Origin of the sequence: Cedecea sp. P7760, assembly GCF_013386425.1 — a bacterium.
Classification (GTDB): Bacteria; Pseudomonadota; Gammaproteobacteria; order Enterobacterales; family Enterobacteriaceae; genus Cedecea; species Cedecea selenatireducens.
In genome coordinates this window covers 1-23,322 of record NZ_JACARU010000040.1, presented here as the reverse complement: position 1 = coordinate 23,322, position 23,322 = coordinate 1, and the positions used below count along the sequence as shown (strand labels likewise).

23 protein-coding genes and 1 other annotated feature are annotated in these 23,322 nt (G+C 52.5%); of the genes, 11 read left to right on the top strand and 12 right to left on the bottom strand.

Going from position 1 to position 23,322, the window contains the following annotated elements; translation table 11 throughout:
• Positions 1 to 169: 169 nt before the first annotated feature.
• From HX778_RS14765 to dacD, 5 genes are all read right to left on the bottom strand, one after another.
• Positions 170 to 505, bottom strand: a complete 336-nt coding sequence (locus HX778_RS14765) for a DUF496 family protein (protein ID WP_038481379.1) — start codon at positions 503 to 505, stop codon at positions 170 to 172.
• A gap of 174 nt (positions 506 to 679) precedes the next feature.
• The gene (locus HX778_RS14760; protein WP_038481376.1) at positions 680 to 1,738 is read right to left on the bottom strand and encodes an FUSC family protein; all 1,059 of its coding nucleotides are present in this window, start codon (positions 1,736 to 1,738) and stop codon (positions 680 to 682) included.
• Positions 1,739 to 1,893: 155 nt separating this feature from the next.
• Positions 1,894 to 2,328, bottom strand: a complete 435-nt coding sequence (locus tag HX778_RS14755; RefSeq protein ID WP_176982422.1) for a VOC family protein — start codon at positions 2,326 to 2,328, stop codon at positions 1,894 to 1,896.
• A 12-nt stretch (positions 2,329 to 2,340) separates the two neighbouring features.
• Complete coding sequence (sbmC, locus tag HX778_RS14750) at positions 2,341 to 2,805, bottom strand: DNA gyrase inhibitor SbmC (RefSeq protein ID WP_038481370.1); 465 nt, start codon at positions 2,803 to 2,805, stop codon at positions 2,341 to 2,343.
• A gap of 153 nt (positions 2,806 to 2,958) precedes the next feature.
• Positions 2,959 to 4,125, bottom strand: a complete 1,167-nt coding sequence (gene dacD / locus HX778_RS14745; RefSeq protein ID WP_038481367.1) for a serine-type D-Ala-D-Ala carboxypeptidase DacD — start codon at positions 4,123 to 4,125, stop codon at positions 2,959 to 2,961.
• 252 nt (positions 4,126 to 4,377) lie between these two features.
• Between dacD and HX778_RS14740 the strand changes: the two genes are divergently transcribed.
• Positions 4,378 to 5,529: an acyltransferase gene (locus tag HX778_RS14740; RefSeq protein WP_038481364.1), complete on the top strand. Its 1,152-nt coding sequence runs from the start codon at positions 4,378 to 4,380 to the stop codon at positions 5,527 to 5,529.
• Positions 5,530 to 5,605: 76 nt separating this feature from the next.
• Positions 5,606 to 7,033 carry an exodeoxyribonuclease I gene (sbcB, locus tag HX778_RS14735; RefSeq protein WP_176982421.1) on the top strand — a complete coding sequence of 476 codons (1,428 nt, stop codon included), beginning with the start codon at positions 5,606 to 5,608 and terminating at the stop codon, positions 7,031 to 7,033.
• Between the two features lie 62 nt (positions 7,034 to 7,095).
• Here the strand turns inward: sbcB and HX778_RS14730 are convergent, their stop codons facing one another.
• The 3 genes from HX778_RS14730 to HX778_RS14720 form a co-directional block, all read right to left on the bottom strand.
• Positions 7,096 to 8,460, bottom strand: coding sequence for an APC family permease (locus HX778_RS14730; protein ID WP_038481358.1), 1,365 nt, complete (start codon positions 8,458 to 8,460; stop codon positions 7,096 to 7,098).
• Between the two features lie 427 nt (positions 8,461 to 8,887).
• Positions 8,888 to 9,802 carry a LysR substrate-binding domain-containing protein gene (locus HX778_RS14725; protein WP_176982423.1) on the bottom strand — a complete coding sequence of 305 codons (915 nt, stop codon included), beginning with the start codon at positions 9,800 to 9,802 and terminating at the stop codon, positions 8,888 to 8,890.
• Between the two features lie 38 nt (positions 9,803 to 9,840).
• Positions 9,841 to 10,668, bottom strand: coding sequence for an SDR family oxidoreductase (locus tag HX778_RS14720; protein WP_038481355.1), 828 nt, complete (start codon positions 10,666 to 10,668; stop codon positions 9,841 to 9,843).
• Between the two features lie 200 nt (positions 10,669 to 10,868).
• Between HX778_RS14720 and hisL the strand changes: the two genes are divergently transcribed.
• From hisL to hisIE, 9 genes are all read left to right on the top strand, one after another.
• Entirely contained in the window at positions 10,869 to 10,919 is a 51-nt protein-coding gene (hisL, locus tag HX778_RS14715) for a his operon leader peptide (RefSeq protein ID WP_126358378.1), read from the top strand.
• Positions 10,895 to 11,017 (top strand) — a sequence feature (His leader region). (Overlaps the previous gene by 25 nt.)
• 37 nt (positions 11,018 to 11,054) lie before the next feature.
• Positions 11,055 to 11,954: an ATP phosphoribosyltransferase gene (gene hisG / locus HX778_RS14710; protein WP_038481352.1), complete on the top strand. Its 900-nt coding sequence runs from the start codon at positions 11,055 to 11,057 to the stop codon at positions 11,952 to 11,954.
• A 4-nt stretch (positions 11,955 to 11,958) separates the two neighbouring features.
• Positions 11,959 to 13,266, top strand: coding sequence for a histidinol dehydrogenase (gene hisD / locus HX778_RS14705; RefSeq protein WP_038481349.1), 1,308 nt, complete (start codon positions 11,959 to 11,961; stop codon positions 13,264 to 13,266).
• Positions 13,263 to 14,345 (top strand): histidinol-phosphate transaminase, encoded by a 1,083-nt coding sequence (gene hisC / locus HX778_RS14700; protein ID WP_038481346.1) that lies wholly within the window; start codon positions 13,263 to 13,265, stop codon positions 14,343 to 14,345. Before hisD ends, hisC begins: the two co-directional genes overlap by 4 nt.
• Positions 14,342 to 15,409 carry a bifunctional histidinol-phosphatase/imidazoleglycerol-phosphate dehydratase HisB gene (gene hisB, locus HX778_RS14695; protein ID WP_038481343.1) on the top strand — a complete coding sequence of 356 codons (1,068 nt, stop codon included), beginning with the start codon at positions 14,342 to 14,344 and terminating at the stop codon, positions 15,407 to 15,409. The genes hisC and hisB overlap by 4 nt, the downstream gene beginning before the upstream one ends.
• Positions 15,409 to 15,999 (top strand): imidazole glycerol phosphate synthase subunit HisH, encoded by a 591-nt coding sequence (gene hisH / locus HX778_RS14690; RefSeq protein WP_038481340.1) that lies wholly within the window; start codon positions 15,409 to 15,411, stop codon positions 15,997 to 15,999. Before hisB ends, hisH begins: the two co-directional genes overlap by 1 nt.
• A 3-nt stretch (positions 16,000 to 16,002) precedes the next feature.
• A complete protein-coding gene (gene hisA, locus HX778_RS14685; RefSeq protein WP_038481337.1) occupies positions 16,003 to 16,740 on the top strand; it encodes a 1-(5-phosphoribosyl)-5-[(5-phosphoribosylamino)methylideneamino]imidazole-4-carboxamide isomerase in 738 nt (245 codons plus the stop codon).
• Entirely contained in the window at positions 16,722 to 17,498 is a 777-nt protein-coding gene (gene hisF / locus HX778_RS14680) for an imidazole glycerol phosphate synthase subunit HisF (protein ID WP_038481334.1), read from the top strand. The genes hisA and hisF overlap by 19 nt, the downstream gene beginning before the upstream one ends.
• Positions 17,492 to 18,103: a bifunctional phosphoribosyl-AMP cyclohydrolase/phosphoribosyl-ATP diphosphatase HisIE gene (gene hisIE / locus HX778_RS14675; RefSeq protein WP_038481331.1), complete on the top strand. Its 612-nt coding sequence runs from the start codon at positions 17,492 to 17,494 to the stop codon at positions 18,101 to 18,103. The genes hisF and hisIE overlap by 7 nt, the downstream gene beginning before the upstream one ends.
• A gap of 203 nt (positions 18,104 to 18,306) precedes the next feature.
• Here the strand turns inward: hisIE and wzzB are convergent, their stop codons facing one another.
• From wzzB to HX778_RS14655, 4 genes are all read right to left on the bottom strand, one after another.
• Positions 18,307 to 19,305, bottom strand: a complete 999-nt coding sequence (gene wzzB / locus HX778_RS14670) for an LPS O-antigen chain length determinant protein WzzB (protein ID WP_052049029.1) — start codon at positions 19,303 to 19,305, stop codon at positions 18,307 to 18,309.
• Positions 19,306 to 19,504: 199 nt separating this feature from the next.
• Complete coding sequence (gene gndA, locus HX778_RS14665) at positions 19,505 to 20,914, bottom strand: NADP-dependent phosphogluconate dehydrogenase (RefSeq protein WP_038481327.1); 1,410 nt, start codon at positions 20,912 to 20,914, stop codon at positions 19,505 to 19,507.
• Positions 20,915 to 21,149: 235 nt separating this feature from the next.
• On the bottom strand, positions 21,150 to 22,040 hold the full coding sequence (locus HX778_RS14660) for a glycosyltransferase (RefSeq protein ID WP_144244071.1): 891 nt from the start codon (positions 22,038 to 22,040) through the stop codon (positions 21,150 to 21,152).
• 52 nt (positions 22,041 to 22,092) lie between these two features.
• Positions 22,093 to 23,154, bottom strand: coding sequence for a glycosyltransferase family 4 protein (locus tag HX778_RS14655; RefSeq protein WP_038481324.1), 1,062 nt, complete (start codon positions 23,152 to 23,154; stop codon positions 22,093 to 22,095).
• Positions 23,155 to 23,322: the final 168 nt, after the last annotated feature.

Here is a 23,322-nt window from a genome sequence, read left to right as displayed (position 1 = left end):
TCAGATTGATGACAAACAGCCGAAAAACGTGGTTTTCGACTGTTTGGGGCAAACCAGAAAACATTATTCATTGTTTTTATTAGACCTGGTTCGGTCTTTTTTAGAGCAATGAACTTTGTCAGCAGCCTCATCACCGCCCATGAAGGCGGTTATTTTAGATTCACTGAAGTTATTCAGCTTTGGTATCGGCCACTTTCTGCTCGCCCATCACTTTCAGCTTCTTAGAGATTTCACGACGCTCTTTAGACAGCTCGGCGTTTTTGATGATGTAGTCATCCACGCGGTCTTCGTAGTCGGTTTTCATGCTGGCGATAATGCCCTGCACCGCTTCGATGCTCATGCCCGGCTTGATGTAGTCGCTCAGGTTATCAAGCAGCAGCACACGCTTCTGGTTGTCACGGATCTTTTTCTCTACGTCCTGAATTTCACGCTGCAGTTTGTTTTTACGACGGAACAGACGAACAAACTCCAGAACGTCCTGGAAGGTAGGTTTGATATTTTCCATTTTTACACCCCTGCTAAATTGGTACTCGGATTCGTTAAGACAACCGCCATAACCTTAGTCGTCGCGGTTGACGATGACAATTTTTTTGTCAATCTCACTGACGGGCTGGCCCTATCTTAACCTCAATTTCTGCTGAATCGAAACAAGCATTGTCATTTCTGCACTTTACGCGCGCTATTTGCGCAGCGCCCGGCAAATAAGATGCGACAGCAGCTCAAGCTGGCGGGCCAGTTCGAGGCTAAGCCAGACGTAGCCATGAATCGGCGTCTCCTGCAGCGCGCTTCCCTTACCCTCTTCCATCAGTTGCCGTAGCTCCAGAACGATCTCATTCAGCTTTTCAGTGTTGGCAGCGATTGGCGAAGGATTTCCTTCATGCAATGCCTTCGCAATGGCCGCCAGCGTTCGCTGCGTCATCTGCTGCGTGTCGCGCAGCGTATGGGCGTTGATCATCACGAAATGGCTGGCCCGCGTTGCCCAGTAGGCGTTTATCTGCAGCTCGAGAGTACAGACCATGTTGCGGTTGATGGTCTGAATGGCTTCAAAAACCGACTTCTGAATGCGGGTTTCTTTGCTGGCAGGGCCAATCAAGGCACGCATTTTAACAACGTCATTGAGGATCTTCTGCAGCGGTTTTTCCAGCCGCGGGCGGTCCACGAGGTTTGGCGAAAAACCGGCGGTATAGACCTTACCGAACGCCTGCACGAAGGTCGCCATCTGGATGCGCCAGTGAATAAACGCGCGCTGTGGGTAAACGCTGGTGAACAACATTGCCAGAAGAGAGCCAAAAATAACGTCGCCACTTCGCCACAGCGCAATCTCCATGTCGCCCGGAGGCGCACCCACGACCACCGAGAGCGTGATGCCGATAAGGAGCGCCTGGTATGGGCGTTTGCCGAGTGCCAGATAGCCGCACAGGAACATTGCCAGCCCGCACCAGATAATCATCAGCGGCAGAGAGAAAAGCTCAAGCTTGAGGGCTATCAGCCCGATGGCCGCCCCAAAGATGGTGCCGCCAATGCGCTGGAAGGCGCGAGGCACTACGTTTCCCCAAAAGGAGATAGGCCCCATTACCACCACCAGCGTGATCAGCGGCCAGGTCCCTTCCGGGATCTGCAGCAGGCGAACCAGAACAAACGTCAGCACAAAAGCAAGGGCGATGCGTATACCGTGGGCAACGCGATAGTTGCGGTAAATACGGATCTCAAACGGGGTCAGTGATTTGTCGGGACGCACACCCGGCTCTCCGAAAACAAAAAAGAAATTGTACCCGTTTTTCTCATAAAGAAATCATAAAGCCTCGGAGCGCAGGGCTTTTACGCGGGATATTTCATGTTTCTTTGCTGAATATCAGAAATGGGGCGGCAACCTGCCGCCCAGGATGACCGACGCTAACGCAGCCAGGGGGTGACCGTAACCCCAACCAGAAAACCTTCAGGGCTCAGCAGGCGTGACACCGTTTGCCCCCAGGGCTCCAGGCGGTTATCCACCAGCATTTTGTAGCCTGACTGCTTCAGCACCGCCGTCGCCTGCCCGACGTCTTCCACTTCAAACTCCACCCAGCTTTGTGGCGCACTAACGTCTTCAGGCCAGCTGCCCACGCCAAAACAGGATTGTGCCGCCTGAGCCAGCGGCCAGAGTGCGAAATGTTTCACGCCGTCCAGCGCGCCGTTCTCCGTTGCCAGATAGTCTTCGTTGCCTTCCATAGCCTTCAGCGGCAGGCCAAGCACCTGCTGATAAAATTCGGCGCTTGCCGCCACGTCACGCGGGACAGGGCCATAACCGGCAATGAATAACACCTTTAACCCTGCGATAGCTTCCGTCATGATTCTCTCCTGTCAGGCTTTAGCGACCGGGATATACATATCAATTTCCCATACGCCGGTTGCAGACCCGTCGTTCAGGTAGATTTCATAGCAGGGTTTTCCGGTTAACCGATAGCCGCCGTCGGCCTCTATCTGGTCGAAAAAGTTTTCCCAGGCCTGCTGGAAAGCTTCATTTTCCACCCTGGCGTGCCCGATGGCGTAGGTATCGGCCTCGATAGCCGTGACGACTACGCCTTCGCTGTTCGCCGGAACCTTGAAGTCATCAGAAACGCCGAGCACGGTGTCAACGCGGAGCTTTTCCGCCGGAACGACATCGGGATCGTCGTAGTAAACAGCCAGCCATTCTCCATTCAGGCTGTGGGTTTGTGCCCACATCGCCAGCTGACCAAAACCCTGCGGAACCGTGGTTTCCCAAGGCCCGACCAGATGAAAGCCGGCCACTTTTCGCGCCGGAACGTGCTGAACTTTAAATGTCATACTGCCTCCACGCTGATGAATAAATACACTGTACGTTTATACACTATAGCGTTTATGGCGTCGGCACAAGCTGCCAGTTTTGGGAGCTGTTTCGCAAGAAACAGGGACAAAAAAGCCGCGCAGGAAGCGCGGCTCAAGAGCGTGGTAAATGGATTAAAGCGTACGGCTGATGAAGTCGCCGAGACGTGAAAACAGCCCGCCTTTCTCTACCGGCGTGAGGTTCACCAGAGGCCACTGGGAGATAAGCTTGTCGCCATCGAACAGCTGAATCTCGCCCACCTGAGCATTGGCTGCCAGCGGCGCCTCCATATCCTGCTTGCTCAACACATATTTGGCCTTGATGTTGGGGACTTCAGCTTTAGGCAGCGCCAGAAAAACGTCCTGATCCGGGCCAACGCTGATGTCTGGCTTATCGCCGTACCAGATGTGCTCGCTGCCGATGGCTTTGCCTTTTTGCAATACCTGCACGGTGTCGAAGTTATCCTGCCCCCAGTGCAGCAGTTTGCGGGCCTGCTCTTCGCGCCCTTTTGAGCTAAGGCCGCCCATAATAACCGCAATCAGTCGGCGCTGGCCGAGCACGCTGGAGGCGATAATGTTGAACCCGGCGCTTTCGGTATGCCCCGTTTTCAGGCCGTCAACGTTCAGGGCTTTATCCCACAGCAGGCCGTTACGGTTCTGTTGGGTAATGCCGTTCCAGGTGAGGCTGCGCTCGCTGTACATATGGTAGAACTGCGGCTCGCCGTGGATGATAGCGCGGGACAGAACGGCCAGATCATAGGCCGAACTGTGCTGCCCCGGCGCGTCCAGGCCGTGAACGGTTTCAAAATGGGTGTCATGCAGGCCAAGCTGCTCGACATAGTGGTTCATCATGCCGACAAACTGCTTTTGCCCGCCGGCCACATAATCTGCCAGCGCGACGCAGGCATCGTTACCGGAATCAATAATAAGCCCCCGGCTTAAGTCACGTACGGTGACCCTGTCGCCCGGTTTAATAAACATCAGCGATGAGCCATCAAAGACCGGGTTGCCTTTTGCCCAGGCGTCTTTCCCCACCGTGACCACATCGTCCGGCGTGATACGTTTGCTGTCGATAGCGCGGTCTACCACATAGCCGGTCATCAGCTTTGTCAGGCTGGCCGGATTACGCTGGACGTGCTCGTTACCTGCGGTCAGCACCTGCCCGGTGGTGTAATCCATCAGCACCCATGCGCCAGCCTGAACCTGCGGCGGCTGCGGCTGATGGGGGAAAATATCATCAGCAAACGCGGAGTTAACGGAAAGGGACAAAAAGCTCAGGGCAACAAGCAGGCGGGTTTTCAACGGAATATCCTCAAAGACTTAATTTACAGCGGCTCGTTTTACGGGAGTTCTTGTTAATTTGCTTCTTTAAATTGCAAGAAAATATGACATTTCATATTTGGTAATAATAATGAATGATATTTGTACGAATATATTCCTGCCGAAAGTTGCCCTGCGTTTATTCTGATATTCCCCGATTGCGCGACTTTCTGATTGTGGCGGCTTTGATTCATTTTTACTCTGACCGAAGAAAATACAGATATAGGTCATCTTATAGTGGAAAGTAAACGCTGGTCTCCCGAGCTGGAAGGGCTGCGCGGTCTGGCATCGCTCTGGGTTCTGCTCGGCCACATTTGTTTGCTGGTGCAATGCCGCATCCCCGTGCTCTACGATCCGGGCATGGGGGTTGATTTATTTATTTTGCTGTCCGGTTATTTGATGGCAAAAAATTATCAGGAACGACGGGAAAAAGAGCCGTGGAATAGCCCCAACACATTTCGCGTATTCTGGCTGCGTCGCTTCTTTCGCATCGCCCCACTCTATTATTTACTGCTGATAATTGCCCTGTTCTTTGGCGGCTGGTTTGGCGAAATGCGCGATATAATCGCCAGCGCCTGGCCGACTACCGCCACGGCAAGCAGCCGCTATGCCGACCATTCCGTTACTAACATTGTCAGCCACCTGTCGTTTATTTTCGGCCTGCTGCCGGAATACTCCTTCCGCACCGTATTGCCCGACTGGAGTATTGGGCTTGAGATGCAGTATTACCTGCTCTTCCCGTTCATCATGTTGCTGGTGATGCGCTACGGGTTTGCGGTCAGCGCCGCGCTGCTGATGGTCGTTTGCCTGGCGGCGCGCTGGCTCTTTCCGGACTACTTCAACGCCTTCCCGATGCCGTCGATGATCCTGATAAAGCTGCCGCTGTTTATCGCCGGTATGCTGATATCTCACACGGTGATGCAGAGAAACCTGCGCTATTGCGCGCTGGCGCTGCTCGCCCCCGTCATTGCCTGGCAGATGCATATTGCGGAAACTCACCTGCGGCTGGCAGCGGAGTGCGTGATGATTGTTGGGATGACGCTGCTGCTCTGGCAGCATCAGGGCGAAAGCCGCCTGAGCCGGATGACAGACGCTCCGCGCAGGCTGCTCACCTGCCGGTTTAGCCTGTTCCTCGGGGACGTGTCTTACTCGGTGTATCTGCTGCACCTGATGCTTGTGATTCCCGTCATCGGCCTGCTGGTTCGCTACACCGCCTTTGCCCACCAACCTTCTCTCATTCGATTCCTGATTGTAACGGTGATAGCGCTGCCGGCCGTCTGGCTGATTGCAGTTGTGCTGTACCACAAGGTAGAAAAACGCGGTATCGCGCTGGGTAAACGCTTGATTAGCCGCGTCGGGCTAAAGTCCCAGCGGGCCACATCTTAAACGCGCTTTTCCTTCTGATGAGCCAGCAGATGGTTTACCATTGAGCCAGAATACAACTAGCTCAATGGTAACTTCTGTGTCTGATTCTGCTCCCCTTGCTACATTTCTTTTTCACGATTACGAGACCTTCGGCAAAAGCCCTTCGCTGGACAGGCCGGCCCAGTTTGCCGCCATCCGCACCGACGGCGAATTTAACGTTATTGGCGATCCGGAAGTGTTTTACTGCAAGCCTGCGGATGACTACCTGCCTCAGCCAGAAGCCGTGATGATTACCGGCATAACGCCTCAGCAGGCGCTGGCGCGTGGCGAAAACGAAGCGGATTTTGCAAAGCGTATTCACGGTATTTTTACCGTGCCGAAGACCTGCGTGGTGGGCTACAACAACGTGCGCTTCGACGATGAAGTGACACGTAATATCTTCTACCGCAACTTCTACGATCCTTACGCCTGGAGCTGGCAGAACGATAATTCCCGCTGGGATTTACTCGACGTGATGCGCGCCTGCTACGCCCTTCGCCCGGAAGGTATCGTCTGGCCGGAAAACGAAGACGGGCTGCCAAGCTTCCGTCTTGAGCACCTGACGAAGGCTAACGGCATTGAACACGCCAACGCACACGATGCCATGTCAGACGTCTATGCGACCATCGCCATGGCGCAGCTGGTTAAAACACGTCAGCCGCGCCTGTTTGACTATCTCTACAGCCACCGCTCGAAGCAAAAACTACAGACGCTGATTGATATCCCGCAGATGAAGCCGCTGGTTCACGTGTCCGGCATGTTCGGTGCACAGCGCGGCAATACCAGCTGGATAGCGCCGCTGGCCTGGCATCCCGATAACCGCAATGCCGTGATTATGGTGGACCTGGCCGGGGATATTTCCCCGCTACTGGAGCTGGACGCCGGCACCCTGCGCGACCGCCTGTATACGCCAAAATCCGAGCTGGGGGATAACGCCGCGGTGCCGATCAAGCTGGTGCATCTGAATAAGTGCCCGGTACTTGCCGTCGCCAACACGCTGCGGCCGGAAGATGCCGAGCGCCTCGGCATAAACCGCCAGCGCTGCCTTGATAACCTGAAAGTGCTGCGTGAGCATCCGGAAGTTCGTGAAAAAGTGGTGAGGCTGTTTGCCGAGGCCGAACCATTTGTGCCTTCCGATAACGTTGATGCCCAGCTTTACAACGGTTTCTTCAGCGATGCTGACCGCGCCGCAATGCGCATCGTGCTGGAAACTGACCCGCAGAATCTACCGGCGCTGGATATCACCTTTGCCGATAAGCGTATCGAGCAGCTGCTGTTTAACTACCGGGCGCGCAACTGGCCGGGCACGTTAAGCGAAGAGGAGCAAAACCGCTGGCAGCATCACCGCCGCGATGTGCTTTCTCAGGAAGCCCTGCAGGCCTACGCCCTTGAGCTGGAAACGCTGTATAACCAGCATGAAGGTGATAAAGAGAAACTGGCGTTGTTGAAAGCGCTGTTTGAATACGCGCAATACCTGGTCGGTTAACGCTTTTTACAGACAAAAAAAATGGCTCCCACCGGGAGCCATTCTTATTTCATCAAAACTGATTAAGCGATGTCTTCGTTGTACTGTGGAACCGGGTTACGGAAGCTGCGGGTTACGCAGGCAACGTAAATCAGACCGATTGCACCCCAAATCAGGCCGAGGATCATCGAGCTTTGCTCCAGATTAATCCACAGCGCGCCTACGGTCAGAGCACCGATAGTCGGCAGCACCAGGTAGTTGAAATGGTCTTTCAGTGACTTGTTGCGCTTTTCGCGGATCCAGAACTGCGAGATAACCGACAGGTTAACGAAGGTAAAGGCCACCAGCGCACCGAAGTTAATCAGCGCAGTTGCGGTTACCAGGTCAAAGTCGATAGCCATCAGCGCTACGGCACCCACCAGCAGCACGTTAAACGCCGGGGTACGCCATTTCGGATGAATGTAGCCGAAGAAGCGGTTCGGGAACACGCCGTCACGGCCCATCACGTACATCAGGCGAGAAACGCCGGTGTGCGCCGCCATACCGGAAGCCAGCACGGTAATGGTGGAGAAGATAAGCGCGCCAACCTGGAAAGCTTTACCCGCCACGAACAGCATGATTTCAGGCTGAGACGCGTCCGGATCTTTAAAGCGAGAGATATCCGGGAAATACAGCTGCAGGAAATAGGTCGAAACGATGAAGATCATGCCGCCAATCAGCGCGGTCAGGAAGATAGCCCGAGGAATCACACGCTCGGCGTCTTTGGTCTCTTCAGACAGGTTGCTGATGCCGTCAAATCCGGTGAACGAGAAGCACAGGATAGTTGCCCCGGTAATCATCGGTGCAATATGGGCGTTTTCAGACCAGAACGGTTTGCTGCTTGTGAGAGTACCCGCGCCTTCACCCCCGGAAACGCCGTAAACCACCATGCCCATAATGACCGCAATCAGCACGATTTGCAGCAGCACGATGACGCTGTTGAAGTTGGCAACGGTTTTTACACTGCGCAGGTTAGAGACGGTCATAAAGCCAACCAGCACCACTACGAAGATCCACGAAGGGACGCCGGGTACCAGAGCTTCAAAATAGATTTTTGCCAGCAGGATGTTAATCATCGGCGCGAACAGATAGTCCAGCAGCGAGGACCAGCCCACCATAAAACCGACCAGCGGGTTAATGGATTTTTGGGCGTAGGTATAAGCAGAACCCGCAGACGGGAAACGACGCACCAGCTTGCCATAGCTCAGCGCGGTGAACAGAATCGCCACCAGAGCAAAGGCATAAGCCGTCGGCACATGGCCATCGGTCATCCCGGAAACAATACCGAAAGTATCAAACAAGGTCATCGGCTGCATGTAGGCAAGGCCCATCATAACTACCGGAACCAGCGTCAGGGTCTTACGCAGACCTGGGCGGGTGTTTGCACCTGCGGTGACGTTAAGCGACATGGTTGTTTCCCTCAATAGAGAAAGCCTGCGCAAAAGCAAAAATCTGCCCCATCTGAATTTCCTCGGCGACACGACTGTCGTTTTTTAAAAGCTAGTATCTATCCGGTACGAAGCCCGGCCTCTTGGTTTTTTTGGCAAATGCCGTTTGTCTGACTTAATTGATTGCAAAAAAATAACCGACGTCTCTTAAACGTCGGTTAGTCTTCTATTTTTGCTGGCGCGTATTTTGCACCATACGGCGCCACAATGACAAGATGTTAAAGCCATCTTTGGCAATTTCTTTTTCAGCGTCTGGCGGAAGTAAAACCTCCCACATTCAGCACTGCAGAAGAAGATAGGCCTGTCCACGCGTATCACTGCTCTAACGTACTGCCTGGCTGACATTGAACATAGCCGCGCTATGCAAAAATCGCCAGTCATAAAGAGGCTATTTTTCTACCGGCATATACACCTGAGCAATGCGCTGGTCGCTGACGATTTTCTCACGCCACCATTCACTGGCGAGCCCGGCAGTTTGTTCATTCCAGCCAATCCACACCGGGACATAGGACACCTGCCCCGCGACCTGCTTTTCGACCAGCGCGCCGCTGTCGATATAACGCTGCGCCATATAGCGCGGCATATACCCGCAGCCAATGCCGCTGATTTGCAGTTCGAGCTTGGTTTTGAAGTCAAATACGGTGATGGCTTCCTGCTCTTCAAGCAGATGCATAGCTCGAGCAGATTCTATTCTGGAGGTGTCTCCCACCACCACGGCGCGTGACTGCTTGATTAATCGCCGGGGAAGTGGCTCCCCGGCCTTTGCCAGCGGATGATGCGGAGCCACAACAAAAACGATTTCCAGCCGGCCTAACAGAGTAAAGCCGAAACCGCTCAGCGATGGTGGTTCGCTCATCGCCCCAACGATAATATCCGCCCGCCCTTGGGTGAGCGCTTCCCACGAGCCGCCAAGCACATCGTTGATGAATTTAAGGCGAGTCACGCTATAGCTTTGGTAGAACGCTTCGATTAACGGTGTAAGCAGAGAAAACGGAAAGGCGTTATCAACCCCGATGGTGAGTTCGTGCTCCCAGCCCTGCTGGAGCTTAATGGCCTGCTGTTCCAGTTCACGAACCGAGTGCAGGATTTCTCGCCCTTTTTCCAGCAGTAGCTGGCCGGTTCGCGTAAAACGCGCCCGATGACCGCTGCGGTCGAGAATTTGAATATTAAGGTCGCTTTCCAGTTTTTGAACGCTGTAGCTCAGCGCCGAAGGGGTTTTAAAAAGCTTTGCCGCCGCGGCAGCAAAGCTCCCTTCTTTATCCAGCGCATCGAGAATTATCAGCACGTCAAGCAAAGGTTTAATACTCACCCCCGGGTGCGCTTAGCACGCCGGGGCTGAACTTACTGCATCGGCATGACCAGCGGATTAGGATATTGATACTCGAAGCCTAGCTCATTACAGATACGGCTGCCGTCAATCAGCTTGCCGTGGCCGGTTTCGGCTTCTTTGCGGAACAGCGGCGCCTCCAGGCCAATTTGCCGGGCCATGTGCGAATAAAACTCTTCGCGCGTTGGGTGGGTTGGCGCGCAGAGATTATAAATGTGTCCGCCTTTCGGTGCCTGAAGCAGCAGCGTAATGGCAGCAATGACGTCTTCCAGATGCACCAGGTTTACGCCGTGCTGCCCGTTCGCAACATCCTTTTTCCCCGCCAGAAAACGCCCGGGGTGGCGTTCCGGCCCCACCAGCCCGGCAAGCCGGAGAATATCCACCGACGTCCCCGGCAGCTTGTGCAGCCAGTCTTCAAGTTCTTTAAGTACTTTACCGCTGGCGGTGACGGGCCGCAGCGGCGTCGTCTCTTTCACGCTCCCCTCGCCTTCGCCATATACCGAGGTCGAACTGGTAAAAATGATGCGGGGAACGGAATGCGCGAGCGCGCTATCGACAATTTCCTGCACCGCCTGAAGATAAAAGTCATCGCCTTCACCGCTGCGTCGGGCGGGAAGCGTGACCACTAATGCATCGACGTCCAGCAGCTCAGCCAGATCGTCACTGTCGCATACCAGTTCCGGCTGCAGCTGCAGCTGATAACTTTCAATTCCGCACATGCGGGCAGCTTCTACGCCATCCAGCGTCGTTTTGCTTCCGCTGACCTGAAAGCCCCGCGCTGACAATGAGAGCGCCAGCGGCATTCCCAACCACCCTAAACCGACTATCGCGACCCTTTTCATGCCTTGTCTCCTGACCTTGCAGCATTATCTTCTGACGAGTGAATTTAGCTCTCCGTTAAGGCTACGCCACCCAGGCAGAACTGACAATTCCCGCAGCCAAACAGAATATTAATGAACCGGGAAAAAACCCCTTGCACTCAACGCGTAATCTGGTTTACGTTAATTGGCACATAATGAATAGTCATTCATACGAGAATTTTATGACACGCGCTCAGTTTAAAAACCACCATCATCACCATCACCCTGACTAGTCTTTCAGGCGATTGGTGCTGGGAGACGAAAAGATCTTCCAGTGGTGCGTGAACGCGAGAAAAAGCCCCCGGAAGATATCTTCCGGGGGCTTTTTTATTGGGCGTCAGACAGGAATGAATAAGGGGTAACTACCGATGACCGACAACAACCGTTTACGCATAGCTATGCAGAAATCTGGCCGTCTTAGCGACGATTCACGCGAATTACTGGCCCGCTGCGGCATAAAAATCAACCTGCACACGCAGCGCCTGATTGCGCTGGCGGAAAACATGCCGATCGACATTCTGCGCGTCCGTGATGACGACATTCCAGGGCTGGTGATGGACGGCGTAGTTGACCTCGGTATTATCGGTGAAAACGTCCTCGAAGAAGAGTTACTGACGCGCCGCGCTCAGGGTGACGATCCTCGCTATTACACGCTGCGCCGCCTGGACTTCGGCGGCTGCCGCCTGTCGCTGGCCACCGCCGTGGACGAGCCGTGGGATGGCCCGGCCGGCCTCAATAACAAACGTATCGCGACCTCTTACCCGCACCTGTTAAAACGCTACCTCGACCAGAAAGGCGTGCAGTTTAAATCCTGCCTGCTGAACGGGTCGGTGGAAGTGGCTCCGCGCGCTGGCCTGGCCGACGCCATCTGCGATCTGGTGTCTACCGGCGCAACGCTTGAGGCCAACGGCCTGCGTGAAGTGGAAGTTATCTATCGCTCCAAAGCCTGCCTGATCCAGCGCGATGGCGAAATGCCGGAAGCCAAACAGCAGCTGATCGACAAGCTGCTGACCCGTATCCAGGGCGTGATTCAGGCCCGCGAGTCCAAGTACATCATGCTGCACGCGCCAACCGAGCGTCTGGACGAAGTGATTGCCCTGCTGCCGGGTGCCGAGCGCCCAACCATTCTGCCGCTGGCAGGCGACCAGCAGCGCGTGGCGATGCACATGGTCAGCAGCGAAACGCTGTTCTGGGAAACCATGGAGAAGCTGAAAGCGCTGGGCGCCAGCTCTATTCTGGTACTGCCCATTGAGAAGATGATGGAGTGATGTGATGAGCAACTTCAACACGCTGATTAACTGGAACGACTGCGACGAAGCCGCTCGCCGTGCGCTGCTGATGCGCCCGGCCATCTCCGCTTCGGACAGCATTACCCGCACCGTGGCAGAAATCCTGGATAACGTTAAAAGCAACGGTGACGAAGCCCTGCGCGAGTACAGCGCGAAGTTCGATAAAACTGAAGTGAAGCAACTGCAGGTCACTCAGCAGCAAATCGATGAAGCCGTGGCGAGACTCGGCGACGAGATTAAAGAGGCGATGGCCGTGGCCGTCGCTAACATTGAGAAGTTCCACCTTGCGCAGCAGCTTGCTCCGGTAGATGTGGAAACTATGCCCGGCGTGCGCTGCCAGCAGGTTACCCGCCCGGTAGCCTCCGTTGGCCTGTACATCCCTGGCGGCTCCGCCCCGCTGTTTTCCACCGTGCTGATGCTGGCCACGCCGGCCCGCATCGCTGGCTGCAAAAAAGTGGTGCTTTGCTCTCCGCCACCGATTGCCGACGAAATTCTTTATGCGGCCCAGCTTTGCGGCGTGCAGGAAGTGTTTCAGGTAGGCGGCGCGCAGGCCATTGCCGCTCTGGCGCTTGGTACGGAAAGCATTCCGAAAGTGGACAAAATATTTGGACCCGGCAACGCCTTCGTCACCGAAGCGAAGCGCCAGGTTAGCCAGCGTCTCGACGGCGCGGCCATCGATATGCCCGCAGGCCCGTCTGAAGTGCTGGTGATTGCAGACAGTGGCGCAACGCCTGACTTCGTGGCCTCTGACCTGCTTTCTCAGGCGGAACACGGCCCGGATTCTCAGGTGGTCTTGCTAACCCCGGACAGCGCCATGGCTCAGGCCGTTGCCGAGGCCGTTGAGCGCCAGCTGGCTGCCCTGCCTCGCGCAGAAACTGCCCGCAAGGCGCTGGAAAGCAGCCGCTTAATTATCGCTCGTGATTTAGCGCAATGTATCGAGATATCAAACCAATACGGCCCTGAGCACCTGATCATCCAGACGCGCAACGCCCGTGAGCTGGTGGATGACATTACCAGCGCAGGTTCGGTGTTCCTTGGCGACTGGTCGCCTGAGTCCGCGGGCGATTATGCCTCCGGGACGAATCACGTGCTGCCGACCTACGGTTACACCTCCACCTGCTCAAGCCTTGGGCTGGCGGACTTCCAGAAGCGGATGACCGTGCAGGAACTCTCTCCTCAAGGTTTTGCCTCGCTGGCAAAAACCATTGAGATCCTGGCCGCCGCCGAGCAGCTGACCGCCCACAAAAACGCCGTAACCCTACGCGTCGCCGCCCTTAAGGAGCAAGCATGAGCATCGAAGAGTTAGCCCGCGCCAACGTTCGCGCCCTGACCCCTTATCAGTCCGCCCGCCGCCTGGGCGGGAACGGCGACGTGTGGCTGAACGCCAACGAATACCCGACGCCGGTAGAATTTCAGTTAACCGCGCAGACGCTGAACCGCTACCCGGAGTGCCAGCCAAAGCAGGTCATCGCCAACTATGCCAGCTACGCGGGCGTGAAGCCTGAGCAGGTTTTGGTGAGCCGTGGTGCGGATGAAGGCATTGAACTGCTGATTCGCGCGTTTTGCGAACCGGGCAAAGACGCCATTCTCTATTGCCCGCCGACGTACGGCATGTACACCGTCAGCGCCGAGACTTTTGGCGTAGAGTGCCGCACCGTTGCCACGCTGGATAACTGGCAGCTTGACCTGCCGGTGATTGCAGAAAACCTCGACGGCGTAAAAGTCGTTTATGTTTGTAGCCCGAATAACCCGACCGGCCAGTTGATTAATCCGCAGGATCTGCGCGTGCTGCTGGAAATGACCCGCGGCAAAGCGCTGGTGGTTGCCGACGAAGCGTATATCGAATTCTGCCCACAGGCGACGCTGGCAGGCTGGCTGAAAGAATACCCAAACCTGGTCGTGCTGCGTACGCTCTCTAAAGCGTTTGCGCTGGCGGGCCTGCGCTGCGGCTTTACGCTGGCGAATGAAGAAGTTATTAATCTGCTGCTAAAAGTCATCGCCCCTTACCCGCTTTCTACGCCGGTGGCCGACATCGCCGCCCAGGCGCTTAGCCCGCAGGGCATTAACGCGATGCGCGAGCGCGTTGCCGAAGTGCTGCTGAATCGCCAGTACCTGATCAATGAGCTGAAAAGCGTCCCTTGCGTTGAGCAGGTTTTCGACAGCGAAACCAATTACGTTATCGCCAGAATTACCGCCTCCAGCGCGGTCTTTAAATCGCTGTGGGATCAGGGCATTATCTTACGTGACCAGTATAAACAACCGACGTTAAGCGGCTGCCTGCGCATCAGCATTGGCACACGCGAAGAGTGCCAGCGCGCTATCGATGCGCTGCGTCAGCAACCCGGCCTGCAAGCCACGGAGAGCAAATGAGCCAGAAAGTACTTTTTATCGACCGCGACGGGACCTTGATTTCCGAGCCACCGAGCGATTACCAGGTCGACCGCATGGAGAAACTCGCCTTTGAGCCTGCGGTGATCCCGGCTCTGCTGCAGCTGCAAAAGGCGGGCTACCGCCTGGTGATGATCACCAATCAGGACGGGCTGGGCACTGCCAGCTTCCCGCAGGCCGATTTCGACGGCCCGCACAACCTGATGATGCAGGTGCTGACCTCTCAGGACATCATTTTCGATGAAGTGCTGATTTGCCCTCACCTGCCTGCGGACAACTGCGGCTGCCGCAAGCCAAAGCTGGCGCTGGTGACCGGGTATCTGCAGGAAGGCGCACTGGATAAAGCCAACAGCTACGTGATTGGCGACCGCGCGACGGACATCGAGCTGGCCGAAAATATGGGCATTCAGGGACTGCGCTACAACAGCGACGGCCTGGACTGGAAGCAAATCGCCGAGAAACTCACTAAGCGCGATCGCTACGCTCACGTAGAACGCAATACTAAAGAAACGCAGATTGACGTCAAAGTCTGGCTGGATCGCGAAGGCGGCAGCAAAATTGCCACCGGCGTCGGCTTCTTTGACCACATGCTGGACCAGATCTGCACCCACGGCGGCTTCCGCATGGAGATCGCGGTTAAGGGCGATCTGTACATCGACGATCACCACACCGTCGAAGATACCGGCCTGGCGCTGGGCGAGGCGCTTAAGCTGGCGCTGGGCGACAAACGCGGCATCACTCGTTTTGGCTTTGTGCTGCCGATGGATGAATGTCTGGCCCGCTGTGCGCTGGATATCTCCGGCCGCCCGCACCTCGAATACAAAGCCGAGTTCAACTACCAGCGCGTGGGTGACCTCAGCACCGAGATGGTGGAGCACTTCTTCCGCTCGCTTTCTTACACCATGGGTGTGACGCTGCACCTGAAGACCAAAGGCAAGAACGATCACCACCGCGTGGAGAGCCTGTTCAAAGTCTTTGGCCGCACCCTACGCCAGGCGATTCGCGTCGAGGGCGATACGCTCCCCTCTTCGAAAGGAGTGCTGTAATGAACGTGGTGATCCTCGATACGGGCTGCGCCAACCTGCATTCGGTGAAGTCGGCCATTCAGCGCCACGGATATGAGCCGCAGGTGAGCCGTGATCCGGATGTGGTACTGCGCGCCGATAAGCTATTTTTACCCGGCGTAGGCACCGCTCAGGCAGCGATGAACCAAATCATTGAGCGCGATCTGGTGGAGCTGATCAAAGCCTGTACTCAGCCCGTGCTGGGCATTTGCCTGGGTATGCAGCTCCTCGGCAGCCGCAGCGACGAAAGCAATGGCGTCGAGATGCTGGGCATTATCGAGCAGCCGGTGTTGCAGATGAAAGATTTTGGCCTGCCGCTGCCGCACATGGGCTGGAACCGGGTTTACCCGAAAGCGGGCGACCGCCTGTTCCGCGGCATTGACGACGGGGCGTACTTCTACTTCGTCCACAGCTATGCGATGCCGGTCTGCGAAAATACTATCGCCCAGGCGAACTACGGCGAAGCTTTCACCGCGGCGGTACAAAAGGATAACTTCTGGGGCGTTCAGTTCCACCCTGAGCGTTCCGGTGCGGCTGGCTCTCAGCTGCTGAAAAACTTTCTGGAGATGTAGGCCATGATAATCCCGGCACTTGATTTAATTGACGGCAAAGTGGTGCGCCTCCATCAGGGAGATTACGGCCAGCAGCGCGATTATGGCAGCGACCCGCTGCCGCGTTTACAGGATTATCAGTCGCAGGGTGCAGAAGTGTTGCACCTCGTTGACCTGACCGGAGCCAAAGACCCGGCGGCTCGCCAAATCCCGCTGCTGCAAAAGCTGCTGGCAGGCGTAAGCGTGCCGGTTCAGGTTGGCGGCGGCGTTCGCACCGAGCAGGACGTTGAAGCCCTGCTGGAAGCCGGTGCAGCTCGCGTAGTTGTCGGCTCTACCGCGGTGAAATCCCCTGAGCTGGTGCAGGGCTGGTTTGAACGTTTTGGCGCCAATGCCCTAGTGCTGGCGCTGGATGTGCGTATTGACGCCGAGGGTAACAAACAGGTTGCGGTTAGCGGCTGGCAGGAAACCTCCGGCACCACGCTGGAGCAGCTTGTCGAACAGTTTCTGCCGTTCGGCCTGAAACATGTGCTGTGCACCGACATTTCTCGCGACGGTACGCTGGCAGGCTCAAACGTTGAGCTTTATCAGGAAGTTTGCGCGCGTTTCCCGCAGGTGGCGTTTCAGGCCTCCGGCGGTATCGGTGGGCTTGAAGATATTGCCGCCCTGCGCGGCAGCGGCGTGAAAGGCGTGATCGTTGGGCGCGCGCTTCTGGAAGGTAAATTTAACGTGAAGGAGGCCATTTCATGCTGGCAAAACGGATAATTCCTTGCCTGGACGTGCGTGACGGCCAGGTTGTCAAAGGCGTGCAGTTCCGTAATCACGAAATCATCGGCGACATCGTGCCGCTGGCGCAACGCTACGCTCAGGAAGGCGCAGACGAGCTGGTATTTTACGATATCACCGCCTCAAGCGACGGCCGCGTAGTGGACAAAAGCTGGGTGACTCGCGTTGCCGAAGTGATCGATATTCCTTTCTGCGTGGCGGGCGGGATCAAGTCCGTCGAAGATGCGGCTCAGATCCTCTCCTTCGGCGCGGATAAGATTTCCATTAACTCCCCTGCCCTGGCCGATCCTGAGCTTATCACTCGCCTGGCCGATCGCTTTGGCGTGCAGTGTATCGTGGTCGGCATTGATACCTGGTTTGATGCTGAAACCGGCAAATATCACGTGAACCAGTACACCGGCGACGAAAGCCGCACTCGCGTAACAAAATGGGAAACGCTGGACTGGGTGCAGGAAGTGCAGAAACGCGGCGCGGGGGAAATCGTCCTGAATATGATGAACCAGGATGGCGTGCGTAACGGCTACGACCTGGCTCAGTTGAAGAAAGTGCGTGAAGTATGCCACGTGCCGCTTATCGCCTCCGGCGGCGCTGGCACCATGGAACACTTCCATGAAGCCTTCCGCGATGCGGACGTTGACGGCGCTCTGGCGGCTTCCGTGTTCCATAAGCAAATTATCAATATTGGTGAACTGAAGGCGTTTCTGGTTCAACAAGGCGTGGAGATTCGAGTGTGTTAACAGAACAACAGCTATCCCAGCTGGACTGGGAAAAAACCGATGGCCTGATGCCGGTGATCGTTCAGCACGCGGCGTCCGGCGAAGTCCTGATGCTCGGCTATATGAACCAGGACGCGCTGGCGAAAACCCTTGAGAGCGGCAAAGTCACCTTCTTCTCGCGCACCAAACAGCGCCTGTGGACCAAAGGTGAAACGTCAGGGCATTTCCTGAACGTGGTGCGAATTGCTCCGGACTGCGATAACGATACGCTGCTGGTGCTGGTTAACCCCATCGGCCCAACCTGTCACCTCGGCACCTCAAGCTGCTTCGGTGAAGCGCACCACGACTGGCATTTCTTGTTCGAGCTGGAACAGCTGCTGGCTTCGCGCAAAACCGCCGATCCGACAAGTTCTTACACCGCGAAACTGTATGCCAGCGGCACCAAACGTATTGCTCAGAAGGTAGGGGAAGAAGGCGTGGAAACCGCACTGGCGGCAACCGTGAACGATCGCCACGAGCTGACCAATGAGGCTTCTGACTTGATGTATCACCTGCTGGTGCTGCTGCAGGATCAGGATTTGGACCTGAGCACGGTGATTGAAAATTTACGGGCTCGGCATAAATAAACCGGGGAATGGACGTAAAAAAGGCCGCTAACGCGGCCTCAGAATGATGACAAACAGCCGAAAACGTGGTTTTCGACTGTTTGGGGCAAACCAGAGAACATTATTCATTGTTTTTATTAGACCTGGGTTCGGGCTTTTTTAGAACAATGAACTTTGTCAGCACTCTCAGGCCGCTAACGCGGCCTTTTGTTTTTTTAGCGGGCTTACGCAGCTGGTTTATAGTTACGCAGCGCGTTACGTCCCAGGACATAACCTGAACCGACAATAATACCCAGCAAGGCAGCCAGCACGAGCGTCAGGCCTTTTTTCGGGCCGTCTTTACGCACAGGCAAAGTTGGCTTCATGATATAGCGGAACGCATAGGTTGTTTCTGGCGTCGATTTTAACTCACTAACCGCAAGCAACGCCTGGCGGGCGTTGAAGTAAGAGTTATCCAACGGCAGAGGACGAGAGGCTTCATTTTTAATCATCGAAGAAAGCGCCTCGCTACCCAGTACAAACAGGGTATCCTGAGACAAGGTTTCCGCCTGAGAGACTACAGGCTTAGTAATATTGGACTGTTGAGCGACAATCAGCGCCTGGTTTAGCTCATCAAGTCGTTTTTGCTGCTTCTCTTTGGCAACTTTTTCTTTTGCACTGAGCTGCTCTTTTATATCACTTATTTTTGCATCAATTGAAGTCTTAAGGTCATCATCAAGCTCGCTAACCGTGCGCTTATTGATTTGCTGTAGATAGACATTCAACGTTTTCTGCGCCTGCTGCGCGGAATTAGCTACGTAGCTTATTTTTAGCGGCAAAGGCTGATCCTTTGCAGCAGGTGCGATGGTTAACTGTTCGCGTTTCTGCTGATTGTCCAACTGCTCAGATAACGCGGAAATTGCAGCATTAAAACGTCCAAAGAAGCGCTGCTGAACATCAATCAGCGTAGGTGCACTATCTGGATGCTGAATACTCAGAACGTTCATCGCGTTGCTATAGTTAGAAAGCTGCCCGGCATCCGGCAAGGTTACGATAGCAGATGAGGTCCATTTCTCTTTAGCGACGAAAAGATATGCAACAGCACATAAAATGAAGGCAATGACAAAGATCGAGATTATTTTTTTACCACGCCAAAGCTGTATAAGGAGATCAATTAAATCAATTGATTCTTCATTGTGACTCTCAGTATTAACCTTTGTCACATTACTATTATTTGTATTCATAATAACCCTAGGAATTTATTAATTTTTCCGCACTATCAGAAGAACCACAAACATTTCACATAGCTAAAAACTAAAATAACAGGAATGATTCAAAAAGAAGTCACTGTTACTCAAAGCACAAAATATATAACTCAGCTTAGATTACATAAAAAGGGTCCCTGAAGAAGGACCCTTTTTAACTAGACGTCAGATTTTAAGATTAATCTAACCATTCGGTGTGGAAGACGCCATCTTTGTCGGTACGCTTATAGGTGTGCGCCCCGAAGTAGTCACGCTGAGCCTGGATCAGGTTAGCCGGCAGCACGGCAGCACGGTAGCTGTCGTAGTAGGCAATCGCAGCGGAGAAGGTCGGCGTTGGAATACCATTTTGAACAGCGTAAGAAATCACATCACGCAGCGCCTGCTGGTAATCGTCAGCAATCTTCTTGAAGTATGGGGCCAGCAGCAGGTTAGCAATCGCCGGAGTCTCAGCATAAGCGTCGGTGATTTTCTGCAGGAACTGCGCGCGGATGATACAGCCCGCACGGAAAATCTTCGCGATCTCACCGTAGTTCAGATCCCAGTTGTTCTCTTCAGAAGCGGCACGCAGCTGGGAGAAACCCTGAGCATAAGAAACGATTTTACCCAGATACAGGGCACGGCGAACTTTTTCGCTGAACTCGGCTTTGTCACCGGAGAACGGTTTAGCCTGCGGACCGCTCAGCACTTTAGATGCCGCGACGCGCTGCTCTTTCAGGGAAGAGATATAACGTGCAAACACGGATTCTGTAATCAGGGACAGTGGCTCACCGAGATCCAGAGAGCTCTGGCTGGTCCATTTACCGGTACCTTTGTTAGCGGCTTCGTCCAGAATCACATCAACCAGGTATTTACCGTCTTCATCTTTCTTGGTGAAGATATCTTTGGTGATGTCGATCAGGTAGCTGCTCAGCTCACCTTTGTTCCATTCGGTAAAGGTTTCTGCCAGCTCTTCATTAGACAGGTCCAGGCCATGCTTCAGCAGAGAATAAGCTTCTGCGATCAGCTGCATATCGCCGTATTCGATACCGTTGTGAACCATCTTCACATAGTGACCAGCGCCATCAGGCCCGATGTACGTTACGCAAGGCTCGCCATCTTCAGCCACTGCGGCAATTTTAGTCAGGATTGGAGCAACCAGCTCGTAAGCGTCTTTCTGGCCGCCAGGCATGATGGATGGGCCTTTCAGCGCCCCCTCTTCCCCACCGGAAACACCCGTACCGATAAAGTTGAAACCTTCAGCCGACAGATCACGGTTACGACGAATCGTGTCATGGTAGAAAGTGTTGCCGCCATCAATGATGATGTCGCCTTTATCCAGGTAAGGTTTCAGAGAGTCGATTGCGGCATCAGTGCCTGCGCCCGCTTGCACCATTAACAGGATACGACGCGGTGTTTCGAGGGATTCAACAAACTCTTTCACCGTGTAGTAAGGAACCAGCTTCTTGCCTGGGTTCTCTGCGACGACTTCTTCAGTCTTCTCACGGGAGCGGTTGAACACGGAAACGGTATAACCACGGCTTTCGATGTTCAGCGCCAGGTTGCGCCCCATCACGGCCATACCAACAACGCCGATCTGCTGCTTGGACATTACATACTCCTGTCTTTTAGATAGTTATACTATTGACACTAAATGGGTCTCGTTGCTAATCATCATATGATGAATAAGTTCTTGTTCATACTCTAACAGCTCAAAGTGCTTAGCCAGAAACAAACAATTGTAATATTGAATAACTCATCCAGAAACTATACTTTTAGCATTATTATCACTGACGTCCCCTTTAACGTATATTATGAAATAGATTAAATTGAGACCTCTTTCGCAATTAAAATAATCCCATCGCAACAATGACAAAGAAAAAAACTCGCTCAGAAAACTTTCTTCTTATTTTATTGATGTTTTTAAGCAACAAAATACGCGAGCTTAAACTTCGGTCTGAAAGGCATCGAAATAAGAATTGGTCATGTATAGAAAGTACACTTATCGTTCTTTTTATTTGGCTCCTATACCAACCACTTTGAATCATAGATATACGCTTCATTGCAGCACGCCAGCTATTATTAGCCCCTATTTGATTGCGCTCATGCTGTCGATACTTCATGGAGGGTAAAGCATCAATATACCATTTACATCCAGAACTGCGTGCAAGCGCATAGACAAACCAGTCATGATATTCAATTTCTTTTATCTCATCACTTTCTATCAGAATTTTTCTAAATGCACATGCAATGTTTTTATTAATAACAATCGAACAACCAGGACCTGCTGATTCAAATAAAAAATCATATTCAACCTGCTTCTGTGATTTATTTATTATTTTTGTCCGTCCATCCCTCCAAAAAGCAAGCACATTACTTGAATAGCCAGCGTATTCCCCACTGGATAATTTGGTCACTGCTCTGAAAAGTTTATCTTCATACCATATATCATCCTGGTCCGAAAACGATATAAAATCATAACCACTTACATCAACATTCTTTATTAAATGATAAAAATTACTTGCAGCATCGCCAAATCTCTCACCATATGGCAACATATGAATGTTATCATATTTTGCAGTCAACTCTGCGCAAAACTTCTCTGTGCCGTCAGTAGAAACATCAACACTTAGATAGATATCCAAGACAACATTTTTTTGATTTAATATGGACTGAACTTGCTCTTCAATCCATTCCATTCCATTGTACGCTGCAAGTAAAACCACGACACTGGCCACAATAAAGCACTCCAAATGCTAGGACACTGTAAGAAAAATGTAAAAACATACTCTACTTAAGATATATATCTAAGTAATTATCAGCCATAACTTCTCGCGTATAAGCCGTATCAAATTTAATCCTTGCTGCATTGGCTAATCTATTTGAATTGCTAATAGAATGATGAATGGCTTTTTTTAGTGAGATAATATCATCTAATTGAAAGAATGTAGTTGTGTCATAATCTAATATTTCCTTAAAAACAGGTATGTCAGAACACACGGTCACGACATTGCTACTTAAAGCTTCAGTTAATGCCAGCGGAAAACCTTCCTCCCGACTAGGCATAACATAGCAATCGAACAAAAACATATGCTCTTTCCCATTATCCCTAAAACCAGGAAAATAAACTCTATCGACCACACCTAGTGATTCACTTAGTGAATTTAATTCATCCATTATTGGGCCATCTCCAATAATAATACAGGATAATCCGGGGTCAATTGCAAGCACTCGAATAATTTGCTCTAATCCTTTTCTTTTATTAAAAAGTGCAATAGAGCCTAAGATTTTTAGTCCTTTAGATCTAAAATCACTTGCAACATCGAATATATCCTTGTCAAAATCAGATTTTTTATTTAAAGGTTCAACGCCATTATTGATTACTTCAATTTCATTTTCATTGATTTTTATTTTTTCTATATAATATTTCTTAGCAACATCTGTCAAAACTATCTTGGTATCCAATTGACACCATATCAACCTCCAAATCTTACTAAAAACAAAGGAAATAGTTTTGCCATAAGAATAAAAAAGATCCGTTTCCACAATATTATGAATAGTAGAAACCTTCTTTCCTTTAAAAAAGGGAGTAATAGCGTTGATAAAATCTGGTCGAATCATATGTGAATGAATAACGTCGAAGTCATATAACTTGTGAAAATTTTTAAGAGTCAATTTATTTTGATCGCAAGGAAATTGCATGTTGCCTTTACTGTCCAAATAGAAAACTTCAAAATAAACCATATCAGATGCCTCTGAATATTTATTCTTTAATTCTTCTATTATGTCATAAGCCACACGGACTGGACCAACATTTTGAACAGAGGGTATAATTACAGCAATCTTTTTCACATTAATACCTGAATAATATTTTATATACACATTATGAATTTCGTGACAGTGCGCAGTAGATTTTTCTTAACATGCATAGATAAAAATCAATTAAAAATCACCGTCCTATAATCATTAAAAATATCTTTAACTTCTAAATTAATGTATAGGAGGGCCAAACTAATAATC